This window comes from Cyanobacteria bacterium QS_8_64_29, from assembly GCA_003022125.1.
In the GTDB taxonomy this organism is placed as follows: Bacteria; Cyanobacteriota; Cyanobacteriia; order Cyanobacteriales; family Rubidibacteraceae; genus QS-8-64-29.
In genome coordinates this window covers 13,922-26,600 of record PXQH01000023.1, presented here as the reverse complement: position 1 = coordinate 26,600, position 12,679 = coordinate 13,922, and the positions used below count along the sequence as shown (strand labels likewise).

General features: G+C 63.7%; 14 protein-coding genes and 1 pseudogene. 6 read left to right on the top strand and 9 right to left on the bottom strand.

Features of this window, described 5'->3' with window-relative positions:
- Positions 1–57: 57 nt before the first annotated feature.
- Positions 58–1,002, bottom strand: a complete 945-nt coding sequence (locus tag BRC58_04655) for an alpha/beta hydrolase (GenBank protein PSP18056.1) — start codon at positions 1,000–1,002, stop codon at positions 58–60.
- A gap of 63 nt (positions 1,003–1,065) precedes the next feature.
- Between BRC58_04655 and BRC58_04650 the strand changes: the two genes are divergently transcribed.
- Both BRC58_04650 and BRC58_04645 read left to right on the top strand, forming a co-directional pair.
- Complete coding sequence (locus tag BRC58_04650) at positions 1,066–1,641, top strand: DUF2062 domain-containing protein (protein ID PSP18055.1); 576 nt, start codon at positions 1,066–1,068, stop codon at positions 1,639–1,641.
- A 270-nt stretch (positions 1,642–1,911) separates the two neighbouring features.
- On the top strand, positions 1,912–2,706 hold the full coding sequence (locus tag BRC58_04645; protein ID PSP18054.1) for a hypothetical protein: 795 nt from the start codon (positions 1,912–1,914) through the stop codon (positions 2,704–2,706).
- An 11-nt stretch (positions 2,707–2,717) separates the two neighbouring features.
- Here the strand turns inward: BRC58_04645 and BRC58_04640 are convergent, their stop codons facing one another.
- Positions 2,718–4,052, bottom strand: a complete 1,335-nt coding sequence (locus BRC58_04640; protein ID PSP18053.1) for a polymerase — start codon at positions 4,050–4,052, stop codon at positions 2,718–2,720.
- 117 nt (positions 4,053–4,169) lie between these two features.
- Between BRC58_04640 and BRC58_04635 the strand changes: the two genes are divergently transcribed.
- The 3 genes and pseudogenes from BRC58_04635 to BRC58_04625 all read left to right on the top strand — a co-directional run bounded on the left by BRC58_04635 (position 4,170) and on the right by BRC58_04625 (position 6,339).
- Entirely contained in the window at positions 4,170–4,754 is a 585-nt protein-coding gene (locus BRC58_04635; protein PSP18052.1) for a hypothetical protein, read from the top strand.
- A gap of 36 nt (positions 4,755–4,790) precedes the next feature.
- Complete coding sequence (locus BRC58_04630) at positions 4,791–5,471, top strand: hypothetical protein (GenBank protein PSP18051.1); 681 nt, start codon at positions 4,791–4,793, stop codon at positions 5,469–5,471.
- 80 nt (positions 5,472–5,551) lie between these two features.
- A pseudogene (locus BRC58_04625) lies at positions 5,552–6,339 on the top strand (transporter).
- Here BRC58_04625 and dacB read toward each other — a convergent pair.
- From dacB to BRC58_04590, 7 genes are all read right to left on the bottom strand, one after another.
- Positions 6,292–7,209, bottom strand: a complete 918-nt coding sequence (gene dacB, locus BRC58_04620; protein ID PSP18050.1) for a D-alanyl-D-alanine carboxypeptidase/D-alanyl-D-alanine-endopeptidase — start codon at positions 7,207–7,209, stop codon at positions 6,292–6,294. The pseudogene BRC58_04625 and the gene dacB overlap by 48 nt on opposite strands.
- Positions 7,210–7,381: 172 nt before the next feature.
- Positions 7,382–8,107, bottom strand: a complete 726-nt coding sequence (locus BRC58_04615; protein ID PSP18049.1) for a hypothetical protein — start codon at positions 8,105–8,107, stop codon at positions 7,382–7,384.
- A gap of 93 nt (positions 8,108–8,200) precedes the next feature.
- The gene (locus BRC58_04610; protein ID PSP18048.1) at positions 8,201–8,971 is read right to left on the bottom strand and encodes an ABC transporter ATP-binding protein; all 771 of its coding nucleotides are present in this window, start codon (positions 8,969–8,971) and stop codon (positions 8,201–8,203) included.
- A gap of 28 nt (positions 8,972–8,999) precedes the next feature.
- The gene (gene cbiQ / locus BRC58_04605; protein ID PSP18047.1) at positions 9,000–9,776 is read right to left on the bottom strand and encodes a cobalt ECF transporter T component CbiQ; all 777 of its coding nucleotides are present in this window, start codon (positions 9,774–9,776) and stop codon (positions 9,000–9,002) included.
- Positions 9,773–10,411 carry a cobalamin biosynthesis protein CbiM gene (locus BRC58_04600; GenBank protein ID PSP18046.1) on the bottom strand — a complete coding sequence of 213 codons (639 nt, stop codon included), beginning with the start codon at positions 10,409–10,411 and terminating at the stop codon, positions 9,773–9,775. Before BRC58_04600 ends, cbiQ begins: the two co-directional genes overlap by 4 nt.
- Positions 10,412–10,415: 4 nt before the next feature.
- A complete protein-coding gene (locus tag BRC58_04595) occupies positions 10,416–10,844 on the bottom strand; it encodes a hypothetical protein (GenBank protein PSP18078.1) in 429 nt (142 codons plus the stop codon).
- Positions 10,845–10,928: 84 nt separating this feature from the next.
- Positions 10,929–11,792 (bottom strand): DUF4382 domain-containing protein, encoded by an 864-nt coding sequence (locus BRC58_04590; protein ID PSP18045.1) that lies wholly within the window; start codon positions 11,790–11,792, stop codon positions 10,929–10,931.
- Between the two features lie 217 nt (positions 11,793–12,009).
- Here BRC58_04590 and BRC58_04585 point away from each other — a divergent pair, with 217 nt between their 5' ends.
- Positions 12,010–12,630, top strand: a complete 621-nt coding sequence (locus BRC58_04585) for a superoxide dismutase [Fe] (GenBank protein PSP18044.1) — start codon at positions 12,010–12,012, stop codon at positions 12,628–12,630.
- The last annotated feature ends 49 nt before the right edge of the window (positions 12,631–12,679 follow it).

Here is a 12,679-nt window from a genome sequence, read left to right as displayed (position 1 = left end):
TAAGCTCCCGGCAATTGCTGGCTTGCCTGCGGCAATGACAAAAGCTTATGGCTGCCATTACACCGGCTGCTGGGCCGGCAAAACTGCCGCGCGCATCCAAGCGCGCAGCTCGGCATCGACCTGTTGGGGCGCTTCATTGTGAGGGCAGTGACCGGCCCGTACGAACGCCTCGCTCAACGGCGGGCAATGCTGCCGGAACTTGGTCGCGCGCTCGCTCGCATCCATCCAGGGATCGGCCTCGCCCCAGAGCGCCAACAGCGGACATTGCAGCTTGGGCAATAGCTCGTCCAGCGGATCGCCGGGCGGTGTGGTAAAGACCGAGCGAAACACGTGGAAAGCACCGCGATCGTGGGCGGGGCGGCGGATGGCCTCGACCAGTTCCTCCGTCACAGCGCTCGGGTCCCAATAAACCCGCTTGAGGGTGCGGCGGATCTGGGCGAGGCGGCGCAGGTAGCAAAATAGCAAATAGCTCGCCCAGGGCTGCCGCAGCAGCGAGCGCACGCAGTCGCGCGCAAACCGCTTTAGGGGCTGATCGGCCTGGGTGGGAAGCGTCGTTTCGAGGTTATGGGCAAACGGACCGGCGTTATTGAGCAGCGCCACGCCGGCTGCCGTTTCGGGGTGATGAGCTGCCGCACGCAGCACCGCATAGCCGCCCAGCGAGTTGCCCACGAGCACCGCCGGGCGCTCGAGCCGGCTGTTGATAAAGTCGCGCAGTTGCGCCTGCCAGAGGTCGCCACTGTAGTGCCAAGGGGGCTTGGCCGAGCGCCCAAAACCCAGCAAGTCAATCGCCCAGACCTCAAATTCGGCGCTTAGCTCGGCAATGTTTTTGCGCCAGTGTTCGGTTGAGGCGCCAAAGCCGTGAACCAGCAACAAGGGGGGTGCTCCTCCCGGATCGCCAGCCTGGCAGTAGTAAATGGGCTGGTCCCGCCAGTACCAATAACCGCCTTCTGCCACGGTGGCTGGCATTGCTTGACTCCCTCGCAGGGCTGCGTGCAGGCGCATTTTAGCCGATGGGGGTGGCACGGTTGCCTTACAATGCAGGCGTAGCAATCCGGCCTGCGGCCAATGACGCCCTTGAGGGCCATGCAGCGTTCGCCCGTTGCTGAGCAGACCAGGCCCCGCCGCCAGCCCAAGCGGCGCCGCTGCCAGCGGCGCCTGCGCTACTACTACCGGCGCTTGGCCCGCATGGAAGGCACCCCAGCCGCGATCGCGCGGGGGTGCGCGGCGGGCGTCTTTGCCGGGTTGTTTCCGCTGTTTGGCGCTCAAACCCTCATTGGGCTAGCCATCGCCACGCCGCTGCGCGGCAACAAAATTGCAGCGGCCGTAGGGACTTGGATTAGCAATCCCTTGACCTATGTCCCCATCTACATCTTCAACTTCAAAGTGGGCCAGTGGTTGCTGGGCACCGAGCAGCTCGCCGCCCAGCGGGTGGATGTCGAGTCCTGGCGCGAGCTCACCCAGCTAGGCGCGCAATTTTTGAGCACGCTGTTTGTGGGGTGTGCCATTGTGGGCGCTATCTGCGCCGTCCTGGCGTACTTGACTGCCCTTTGGGTGGTTCCGCGCCTGCGCCGCGCCCGCTCGGGCAGCCGCAAACGGGCGCGCTACCCCCTTAACGGCGGCAAGCCGCGCTCTCGCGCCTAGGCCTGGTACCGGTGGTAAAATCGCTGTATCGAGTTGAGAGCCATTCCCAATATGCCATTGCCGCGCCGTTTGCCACTGGTCGTCTCGCTCGCGCTTTTGGGAACGTTGGGGACTGCGGCAGCCCGCTCCCAGTCTGAGTCTGCTCAATTCCATCCCTCAAGCCCCATCAGCCTCAGCCCGCAGCGTCCGCCTTCGCTGGCCCAGCCAAGCGCGCAGTCGGCAACCGTACGCAGCGCTCAGGCCGTTTACGCGTCCGGCGAGCCCGTCCGCATGCAGTTTTTCGGGTTGCCCGGCAACGATAGCGACTGGATTACGGTCGTTCGGGCCGATGCAGCCGATGACAGCTACGACGAGCAGCGCTGGGCCTATACCGAGGGCCGCAAGCAAGGGACGATGGCCTTCGACGGCTTGCCCCCGGGCGAGTACGAAGCGCGCGTTTATTTCAATTGGGAAGAGAACGGGGGCTATGAGGTCCGCGATCGCGCTCGCTTTCGCGTTGAGGCAGCGGACGCAGCCGACTCGCTGTTGGGTCGCAATTTGCTAGCCAACGGCAATGCCGAAGCTGGACCGCTCGGCAGCCCTGTACGCGGTTGGGTTACTAGCGGCGGCTTTAGCACTAAGACCTACGGCAACAGCGAATATCCCAGCGCCAGCGCGCCCGGACCGAGCGATCACGGCGACCGGTTTTTCTACGGCGGCCGCGTTGCCAACTCTGAGGCCAGGCAAACCGTGGATCTGGCGGGCCGGGCCGATGCCATCGACGCCGGCGAGTTGCAGTACGAGCTTGCCGGCTACTTAGGGGGCTGGAAAGACCAAGCCGATCGCGCTACGGTTGTAGCTCGCTTTATGGACGGCAACGGTCGAGTGCTGGACTGTGCCCGGCTCAACGCTGTCCGGGCTGCCGACCGAGACGGACAAACGGGCTTGCTGCGCCGCCAGGCAAGCGGTCAGGTCCCCAGCGGCACCCGCAAGGTTGAGGTGCAGGTGCAAAGCGTTCGCAGTGAAGGGACCTCCAACGATGGCTACGCCGACAACCTGTCGCTAGTCCTGTCGCAGCAGCAGTAGTGCCCTCGGACTTAGGGCCGCCAGCGCAGCAGCGCCCGGTAGCGGTGCGTGACGCCAGCGAGCCCGGCCAGCAGCAGCCAGCCCACCAGGTTGGTGCGCGGATCGAACAGCGGGACGTCAAAGGCACTAAATAGGGTGCACCCGCCAAAGGCAACCCCATACCCAAACAGCAGCAGGCGGTCTTGGTGCCACTGAAACGCCCCCGGCACGGGGGCAGCCAGCGGCCAGGCGCGCAGCAGCCAAACGGCGCGCACGATCGCCACCCCCACCAGGGCCAGCAGCAGCAGCGTCAAGGGCGCCCCTACCTCCATGGCCAGCATTAAGACCAAGTCGTGGGGATGGCCCAGCCAGTGACCGGTTTGCGCTTCGTAGAGGGGCGAGAAGTGGCGCAGCCCCCAGCCCAACCAGGGGCGATCGAGCCAGCGCTCCCAGGCAAACGCCCATTGATTCGTGCGCAGGCGGGCCGGCGGCCGGTCGGGGTAGAACGCCGCCATGACCCGCTGCCACCAGTAGGCTGGAGCGATCACGCGCAGCCCGGACTGCAGCGGCGGCGGCGCCAAGGCGGCACCGGTGACGAGGCCAGCGAGGCTCACCAGCGCCCCAGCGCTCCAGATCGCCAGCCGCGTCCAGCCCAGGTAGAGGGCAAACGCGAGCCCCCCCAGCACGGCAAGGGCCAGCGCGCTATCAGATTGGGATAGCACTACGGCACTCCCATTGCCGAGGGCAATGGCACTCGCCCCCAACAGCCGGAGGGCGCCCCCGCTGCTGCTATGCCGCCGCCAGTCGCGATAGGCCTCTAGCGCCAGCTCCAGGGCCAACAACCCAATGGGAAACGCATAGGCAGCCAGGTGGTTGGCATTGGTAAACACCGAGGCCATCCACCCCACTGGGTCGCCGCCAGCATCCAAGTCCCACCCCAGCAGCCATGGGGTGCTCCAGGCCGTTGGGGTCGTCCAACCGCCCCACATTTGACCCAGGCCCAAACCAAAAACCGGCACGGACCCGAGCGCCAGGAGCCAGGCCAGCCGCCGCAGCTGGGCCGGGACTTGCAAAACGGCGCTCAAGATGGCAAACAGCGCCACAAACGGCAGAAAATTGGCCGCTCCCAACAAGGCCGTTAGCGGCCGAGCAGCCAAGGCGCAGCTCGCGAGCACGCCCACGCTCCAGAGCGCCCACCCCCAGTTCAGCGGCCGCGCCCCAATCGCGCCGCGATACTGCCAGCCCAGGGCAGTGGCAGCCACTAGCAGCATGGCACCGCCCCAAACAGGTACGACCGGGAAGACCAGTAGGGCGCCCTGCCAGCCCTGCCAGGGTAAGTTTTGCCAGGCCAGTGGCGATCGTTCCATCGCAGTCTGCGCCAGTCGCGGCAGGCGGCAGCCTGCCCGAGCCCAGCCATGTTAACCTCAAACGGATCGGCGCCAATCTCATGCCGATCGCTATTGAGCGCCAGGAGTCTCTAGTCCATGCCACGCCGCCGCATTCACGCCCTTCGAGTTGGCACTGCCGCAGCTGCTGCCCTTGCGCTCGGCGCTTGCAGCACGCTGCAGGAGCGCCTGCCTGGCATGCCGGATTCTTCCCAGGCCCCCAACGAGCAACAGCAGCCAACGCAAGCCAACCCCGATCGGTCCAATCCGCAAACGCAACCGAGCCAACCCCAACAGAAGGCCACGCAGGCGGCGACTGATGTCAGCGAGCAAGAGCTAGACAAGTTTGCCAAGGCCGTGCAAACGCTCAGAAAGCAGCGCGCGCAGAGCCAGCAGAAGATGGCGAAAGCGCTCAAGGAAGTGGGGCTAACGCCCAAACAGTTTCAAGACTTGAACCGCTCGGCTAGCGGCCAGGATGGTTCGCAATCCCTGTCGCAACAGGAGCAACAGCAGCTCGATCGCGCGCGCCAAAAGCTCAAAAGCATGCAAGAATCAATGCGCGCCCAACAAAAGCAGGCGATTCAGGAGGCAGGGCTAGAGCCCAAGCGCTTCCAGCAAATCAGCCAGGCAGTGCAGCAAGATCCGGAGCTGCGACAAAAACTGCGCCAAAAGCTGCAGGGCTAGCTGCTTGGCATTGCAGCCGCGACCAACTAACTGCGTATGGCATCCAAACGGGCTAAGACGGTGATCGCGATTGCTGCATCGCTCGGCGCAACCGTGGCCGGTCTGGGACTGGCAGGTTGGGCCATGGTTACCCTCAAGCCGGGCTTGTGGCAGCAGATTGCTGCCACCTTCAACCGCTCGGACAGCAGCGAGCAGGCGCAATCGGAGGCGGAGGAGGGCGAGCGCCGCCAGCCCTTGATTGCTGAAGATACCCTCGAGGAGGCAGCCGATTACCTCCAGCGCCAGGCCCCCTTAGTTGAAAATCAGACGCTAGAGGAAGCAGCTGCTTACCTGCAACGCTTGCAAGCGCGCCAGCAGGACGCGGCAGCAGTAGCTGTTGGCGAATCGCAGCAACGCGAGATTTACCGGGCGCTCGAGGCAGCTGCGAAACGCGCCAGGCGGCAGGGATGGGAGCAATACCCGCGCCGTCCCAATGCCAGCAACCCACGGCGCTACAGCCTCAGGCGCATCGATCGCATCGAGCAGCTGAAGCGGCGCTACCAGCGACAGGTGCGCGCCACCTACGGCATTACGGCCCAGCAGGCCGACCGCATCCTGGCAGCCGGACGCCGCGGGGAGTGGCCTCGGCCTGAACCCATTGCCATGGAAGGGCCGCCCTACGTTGCCCCAGCCCGATCCGGCCACAAAGGGAGCTTGCCTCGGGCATTTGGCAGTTAACGCGGCTTAGGTTCTCTGGCGGGCTTCCACTTTAAGGCTGCGCCAGCGTGCAATGTCCATCGCCGCAGCGGGTGCCTGCCATGAGCAGTATTGTCGCCGCGTTTGTCTCGGTGAGCGCCATTGCGGCAATTGGCTTTGTTGCCGGTCGCTGGTTGCAGCTCGAGCACCGCACGCTCGCCCAGCTCGCGCTGTACGTGCTGGCACCGGCGCTCATTGCGGACAAGCTCTATCGCACCACGCTATCGCTGCAGAGTGCCCTGGGCTTGCTGGCAGGGTTTGCCGCCGTTTCGGGGTTGCTCTATTTGTTGGTTTGGGGGATAAGCCGGCTGCTGTCGCTCTCGCTGGCGCGCGAGAAAGAGTTGGTGGCGATCGGGCTGTTTTCTAACGCCGGCAATTTGGGCTTGCCGTTCGTTGCCTTCACCTTGGGCGATGCAGGGTTGGAGCGGGCTGCCATTTATTTGGTTGCCTCGGCGATCGCGCTGTTTGGTTTGGGACCGGCTTTTTTGCAAGGCGCAGGCCTTGCGCGCGGGCTGACGTTAGTGCTCAGGCTGCCGCTATTTTGGGCCATGCTGGTGGGGTTGGCGCTCAACGTGGCGGTCGTGGAGCTGCCGCTGCAGTTGGGCGAGACGCTGCGACAGCTCGGTCAGGCTGCCATTCCCGTTGCCTTGATCGGGCTGGGCATGCAGCTGGCTACAACGCGCTTGGCCGTTGGTGCGTACGAGCTGGCTGCATGGTGTTGGTCAGCGAGTTCGGCGGGGATCCCAGCGAGGTGGCGCGTATTGTTGCGCTCTCAACCCTGGTGAGTCCGCTGACGCTCACGCTAGCTTTCGCCCTTGCCAGTACCCACATCTTGGGCGGATTCGGCTAGCGGTTGCTGGCACTGTTGCAGCTGGGCCAATTGCAGGGCGATTTTGTCAATCGCCGCCACTAGGCGGGATCCGGCCCCGTTGGGATTATTGGCCAAAATGCTAAACGCTACCCGCCCAAAATCGGCCGTCTCGGCGTAACCTGAGAGGGCTCTGACCCCGTGCAGGGTGCCCGTTTTGGCCCGGATTTGGCCGCTTGCAGCGGTATCTTGCAGGCGATGGCTGAGCGTCCCGCTTTGACCGGCCACTGGCAGCGAGCTGTAGAACAGAGCCCAGTGGTTGCTATCGGGCATGGCAGCCAGTAGCGAAACCAGGCTCGAGGCCGTGACGGCATTGCGGCGGGATAGGCCGGATCCGTCGGCCTGGCGGTAGTTGGCTTCGGTCAAGCCCAGCTGGCTGAGCGAGCGGCTGGCCACTTGGGGACCGCCCAAGCCGCTCAGCAGGCTATCGGCCAGGCTATTATCGCTATAACGCAGGATGCGCTTTACCCGCGCGCGGTGCCGGTCGTTGAGGGGCGGGTCCCACTGCCGGAAGGCCGCTGCTACGGTTAGCAGTTTGGTGTTGGAAGCCGGAATGAGGGGGTGCTGGGCGTTGTGCCGGTAGAGCGTCCGGCCGGTTTGCAAGGACTTGACGGCAATGCCCCACTCGCTGTTGGCCACGCCAAAGCTATCGAGGGTGGCATCCAGGCCCTGGCCCAATTGGGCGCGACAGGTTCCGCTCGCCTGCCGCGCTGGCGGCGGTACCTCTAGGGAAATCGATTCAGCTTGCGCGACCGAGCGCGTTGGACCGCTTGGGCCTGCGCTCAATCCCAGCGAGGCAACTGCGATGGCTGCAGCAGCCAGACATTGCGACCAACGCGGTCGAACCGACATGGTACTCCTCACGCTCCTACCTCAATTCGTCCGCAGCCAGATGCACTGCTGGGACGCTTCCGCGCTAGTTATACCACCCATCGACACAACGGCGCTACCCCCACTGGCTGCCCACAAACAAGGGCCGCTGGCGTGCCAGCGGCCCCGAGACGTGCCCCGTGCAGGGCTGCCGTCATTCGCGGTTGAGGGCAATCAGCAGGCGCAGGATAAAGATAAACAGGTTGATGTAGGTCAAATACATCGACAGGGCAGCCGGCAAGTACTGGTCGTCGCGGTAGGTACGCGGCAGCAGGTAGAAATCGACCACCGCCATGCCGGCAAACAGCAATACGCCCATGCTGGAGATGCCCACCTCCAGCCAACTGGGCGTTATGACCCCAAAGAAGCTGAATAACAGCTGACCGACCAGGACGACCACGAGGGCAATGAGCCCTAGCTGAACGGTTTTGGTCAGCGCCATGCCGTCTTCATCCGAGAGGTTGGAGCCAATGGGCCGCGCTGCCATGAACGTGACGCCGCAGCCCAGCGCAGCGATGCCAATGCCTTGAACGCCCACCCCCGAAGTGCTAAGGGCCATAAAGATAATGGCGCTGAGCGTGTAGCCCGATAGCAAGCTGTAGAGACCCAGCAGCGGCAGCGCTGTCTCGTTATTGCCCCGCTCGGCAACGCCGCGCGAGACAAAAAACAGTACCAAGTTGCCAATGAGCGCGACCCAAAAGGTGGGCATGAACGCCTGCGGGTAGTTCGACATTACCCCCAGGCCGCCGTAAACGCCCATGGCGGTCAGGACGAGTCCGCCCCCCAAAAACGGAAGAGCATTGCGGATTACGTTTGGGCCAACCAGGGCTTGGCCTTGGGCCTCCTGCATGGCCCGACGAAAGTCAAACGTGTTGCTCATGGCGGCTTGCTCCTTGGGCGAACGCCAACAACTTCCGCCCGCCATTATCCCCGATGTTGCCCTTGCGCGCCCAGTTGGGGAAACCGCCCAAGGCTAGGGGCCGCTATGGTGCGGTAGTAGCGAGTGGGGTTTCTCTAACCCGTGGGCTTCCATTAGGGCGCGATCGCTCATGACATCGCGGGGGTTGCCATCGGCTGCGAGCTGACCGCCCTCGAGCAGCAGCACGCGATCGCAAACCTCCAAAATTAGCTCCAGATCGTGGGACGCCAAGGCCAGGGTTCCCTGCGAGCCCTGCAAAAAGCGGATCAGGCGCCGCCGTGCGCGAAAGTCCAAATTGGCGCTGGGTTCGTCATACAGCACCAGGTGGGGGTGCATGGCCAGGATGGCAGCGATCGCCACCATGCGTTTCTCCCCACCCGAGAGGTTGTGCGGCATGCGTTCGGCGAGCGCCTGCGTGCCGGTCAGGCTGAGCGCTTCGCGGACGCGCTCCTCGACCGCTGGCGCCGAGAGGCCCATGTTCTGCGGGCCAAAGGCAATGTCCTCGCGGACGGTGGGGCAAAATAGCTGATCGTCGGGGTTCTGAAAGACCAAGCCAATGTCGGGGCGAAATTGGCCCGGCACCACCGGGTCGCCAAAGAGCGCAATCTCGCCGGCCGTGACCGGCAAAACGCCGCAGACAGCCAAAAACAGCGTCGTTTTGCCTGCCCCATTGGGACCGATCAGGCCCACGCGCTCGCCCGGCCGGATCTGCAGCGTCAGATCGTGCAGCACCGCCCCGCTATCGGGGTAGCGCAAATGTAAGTTGGCGATGGCGATCGCATCGGCCCGGGCGGTTTCGAGCTGCGATTGCAGTAGCTGGGCCATAGTTGCTTTCACTCCAGCTTCAGCGTCGTTAGGCGCCCATTTGAGCCCCTAGCAAGGCAGCTGCGACGGTCACAGTGACCCCAAAGGCGATCCGGCTGCGCGCATCCAGCTCGCCGCGCGCCAGGAAAAAGGGCGCTCGGGTGCGAGGCGCTTGCCCGTAGCCGCGCAGCAGCATGGCCTGATAGAGCCGCTGGGAGCGCTCGTAGCTGCGCACCACCAACGTGCCGATGGCAGCCGCAAGCAACCGCAGGTTGCGGCGGCTGAGCTGGCGAGGGCGGAAGCCGCGGAGCCGCATGGCGCGCTGCACGGTCACCAGGGTGCTGCCCAGCTCTTCCAGGTAGCGGTAGGCCAGCAGCGTCATGTCGGTCAGGGTAGCGGGAACCCCCAGCGCTCGCAGGGCCTTGACGCTGGTGTGGAACGGGGCCGTGCCAAACAGCACCAGGCTCACGGTCAGGATGCAGCCAAAGCGGCCTGCAACCAGCAAGGCGGCCCGCGTCCCCTCCTGCTTGAGCGCAAGTGGCCCCCACGCGACCAGCACGGTTTCGCCCGCGGCAAAGGGCAGCAACGCCACCACCGCCGCCACAAACACCCCCGGATAGCGCAGGCGCGCCAACAAAAACTCCAGGGGCAGGCGCGAGATCTTGTACAGGATGGCAGTAACGGCAATCGCGGCCGGCAGCAGTACCAGCTGCTCGATAAAGGCAAACGCCAGAATCAAGGCCAGCAGGGCCACGAATTTGGGCCGCGGCTCCCAGGCGTGGATGGGCGAGTGCAAGTGGGCGTAGCGATCGAGCGCTAGCTTCACGATTCTTCAAGCAGCTCGGGTTTAACCCGCTGGAAAAACGACACCAGCATGACCGTAAACAGTCCTTCAATGACGGCTTGGACGGCGTAGCCACCCAGCGCGATTAAGGTTGCGGTCTGCTCCAGTTGGGCATTCAGCTCGGCTGGCACGGTGGTGACGATCAAAACCGTAAAGACCAACGCTGAAGTTGCCAGTGCCCCTGCGCCGGCGCCAAATGCCAGCACCTGCTGCAAGCGCTGCGAGCGGCCCAAGCGTTCGCGCAACTGAAAGGTGTAGTAAGCCCCAACGGCCGGAATGCCCATCATGGCCGCGTTGATGCCCAGCGTGGATAGCCCGCCGTGCTGAAAAAACACGGCCTGAAAGAATAACCCAATGGCAATGGCCGGAAAGGCAAAGTAGCCCAGCACGATCCCCACCAGGCCGTTGAGCACCAAATGCACGCTCGAGGGCGGAATGGGGATGTGAATCAACGAGGCGACAAAAAATGCGGCCGTTAGCAGCGAGGCTTTGGGCATTTTGGCCGTTGCCTGCGGATCGTGATCGATCTGGCGCAGCGAGTACCAGGTCATGCCCCCTGTCAGGGCGTACCCGGCAATGGCAACGCTAGGGGGAACGATCCCATCGGGGACGTGCATGGCACTAGCTCCGCCGCTGTGCAAAAAACAAGGCTGTGCCCACAAAGCCCCAAACGCCAACCGCGCCCATGAGGGCTTTTTGCAACGGGGTATAGCCCGTGCTACCGGCCAGACCGCTTGCGGCTGCCGATCCGGTCTTTTGCCCGAGGGGAATGTTGGCGATCTCGCCGTGACCGGCCTTGCGCACGCGCACCTCCCAGTTACCGCTCGCGGACCCCGGCGGTACGAACGCAAACCGGCCCTTGCTGTCCGTGGTGCCCTGGCGCCAGGGATTTGATGGCTCATCAGGTGCGTAAACGGTGACTTGGGCGTTGGCCATGGGGTCGCCGCCCTCGTAGCGGGCTTGAATCGCAATCGCCTCAGTGCGGCGGTACTCCACGACTGTGCCGTGCGCCGCCGCTCGTAAGGGGGCTAGGGCCACCGGTACGGCCAGGAGGGCGAGGGCAGCATGCCCGAGGTGCCACCTCCGCTGGGGTGCTAAAGGCCCGGACGCGTGGCTCTGCATTGTCGCCCTCCGCTAGCTCGGGTTGCCATCGCCGGCAGATGCCGTCACCTCATTGACTCGGCAGTGTCCTTCACCGACGTGACCCAGTCCCTGCAGCGCATTTTGCAGGGTTTGGTAGTCGGCATCCGATAGCTGTGATCGCAGCCTGTTGGCATCGGCCTGGAGCTGTCCATCCTCGGCGAGTGCAGCGAGCGGCTCAAAGCCGAGCGCGTTCTGATTGAGATCGCCGTCAGCTGGCGCTTCTGCATCGCCAAAGAGGTGGTCGAAGTGAAAGGTTGCCTCGACTGCGGCCGTGCCGCCTGGCTCCAGAATTCCCTTGCGCTGCTCGCCCACGTAGGCGCCGCACCGGTAGCGCATCTGGCGTGCGAGCGAAACTTGAAAGTCGATCGTGCGCCCGTCCTTTTGCGCCGTGCCCTCCATGGCGATGGTGGCATTGTTGGCCGTAACGAGCGACCAAGCCAGGGCGTCGTACTCGCCTGCTGGTGCTTGCTGGCCGGTCACCTCAATGGGATCGGCATCCTCGGGGCCTTCGGCCAGGTCCACTGTGACGGGCTCGGTTACAAGCTTGACCGTCTCAACCGCCTGAATGTCGCCGCCTTGGTCCGGATCGAAGGGCGGATCGCTCTGGTAGGCCGTCACGTCACCCAAAGTGACGGCTACCCGTTCGAACGCGATCTGCCAGCCGTTTTTGCTGGTAAAGCCCTGGCGAACGAAATCTTCGCCGTTGGCCGCTAGCCGCAACTCGCCCGTTTGGCCGCCAGCGCCATTCGCATCGGCTGGATTGGTTTGGCGATCGCCGCCTGTTTGAGCGCGGCACCCCAGCACCAGAACGGGCGCGCCCAGCAGCAAGCTGGCTAGGATTAGCTTTCTCCCCATCGACAGCACTAGAACATTCAAACGCCAATGATCTGGAAATCGCTTGGGAGCGACAATCCCCGTCGGGGGGATTGTCAGTTGCTGCTGGTAAGAGCATTGCAGTCGATCCGGCAATCCCCATGGGGTTGTCCCCCCTGTGGGCATTGAAGGGACCCCTCAATCGCTCAAAACTAGGAAACGAGATTGCGCTTTTAGCAATTAGCAGGAGGAGAACGCCATGAGTTACGAGTTGCCGCCGCTGCCTTACAATCACGATGCGCTCGAGCCGCACATGTCGGCCCGGACGCTCGAGTTCCATCACGACAAGCACCACGCCAAATACGTCAATCAGTACAATCAGCTCTCTCAAGAAGCGGGTATGGTCGATCGGCCCATCGAGGAGGTCATCAAGGCCACCTACAACGACAGCTCAAGAACTGGCCTGTTCAACAATGCTGCTCAAGCCTGGAACCACACCTTTTTCTTTAACTGCATGTCGCCCGATGGGGGCGGTGCGCCTAGCGGGTCGCTAGGCGATAAGATTGCCGCCGATTTTGGCAACTTTGACAATTTTAAGGCCGAGTTCAAACAAGCCGGTGCCACGCAGTTTGGCAGCGGTTGGGCCTGGCTGGTCATGGATGAGGGCGGTAACCTCAAAGTGACCCAAACGCCCAATGCCATTAATCCGCTCCCCACGAACGAAACGCCGCTGCTGACCTGCGACGTTTGGGAGCATGCCTATTATTTGGACTATCAAAACCGCAAGCCCGACTTCCTCGATGCCTTTCTCAACGAACTCGTCAATTGGGCGTTTGTCGGGCAGCAACTAGAGCAAGCCCGCCAAACCGCCCGAGTCTAACCCGTTTCCGAATGCGTCCTGTCCGTTGAAGCGATCGCTGAGGGGCCTA

What these genes read in the sequence shown, in the direction of transcription:
- BRC58_04655 (PSP18056.1), bottom strand. Translation starts at nt 1,002, where the DNA reads ATGCGCCTGCACGCAGCCCTGCGAGGGAGTCAAGCAATGCCAGCCACC.
- BRC58_04650 (PSP18055.1), top strand. Translation starts at nt 1,066, where the DNA reads ATGACGCCCTTGAGGGCCATGCAGCGTTCGCCCGTTGCTGAGCAGACC.
- BRC58_04645 (PSP18054.1), top strand. Translation starts at nt 1,912, where the DNA reads ATGCAGTTTTTCGGGTTGCCCGGCAACGATAGCGACTGGATTACGGTC.
- BRC58_04640 (PSP18053.1), bottom strand. Translation starts at nt 4,052, where the DNA reads ATGGAACGATCGCCACTGGCCTGGCAAAACTTACCCTGGCAGGGCTGG.
- BRC58_04635 (PSP18052.1), top strand. Translation starts at nt 4,170, where the DNA reads ATGCCACGCCGCCGCATTCACGCCCTTCGAGTTGGCACTGCCGCAGCT.
- BRC58_04630 (PSP18051.1), top strand. Translation starts at nt 4,791, where the DNA reads ATGGCATCCAAACGGGCTAAGACGGTGATCGCGATTGCTGCATCGCTC.
- dacB (PSP18050.1), bottom strand. Translation starts at nt 7,209, where the DNA reads ATGTCGGTTCGACCGCGTTGGTCGCAATGTCTGGCTGCTGCAGCCATC.
- BRC58_04615 (PSP18049.1), bottom strand. Translation starts at nt 8,107, where the DNA reads ATGAGCAACACGTTTGACTTTCGTCGGGCCATGCAGGAGGCCCAAGGC.
- BRC58_04610 (PSP18048.1), bottom strand. Translation starts at nt 8,971, where the DNA reads ATGGCCCAGCTACTGCAATCGCAGCTCGAAACCGCCCGGGCCGATGCG.
- BRC58_04600 (PSP18046.1), bottom strand. Translation starts at nt 10,411, where the DNA reads ATGCACGTCCCCGATGGGATCGTTCCCCCTAGCGTTGCCATTGCCGGG.
- BRC58_04590 (PSP18045.1), bottom strand. Translation starts at nt 11,792, where the DNA reads ATGGGGAGAAAGCTAATCCTAGCCAGCTTGCTGCTGGGCGCGCCCGTT.
- BRC58_04585 (PSP18044.1), top strand. Translation starts at nt 12,010, where the DNA reads ATGAGTTACGAGTTGCCGCCGCTGCCTTACAATCACGATGCGCTCGAG.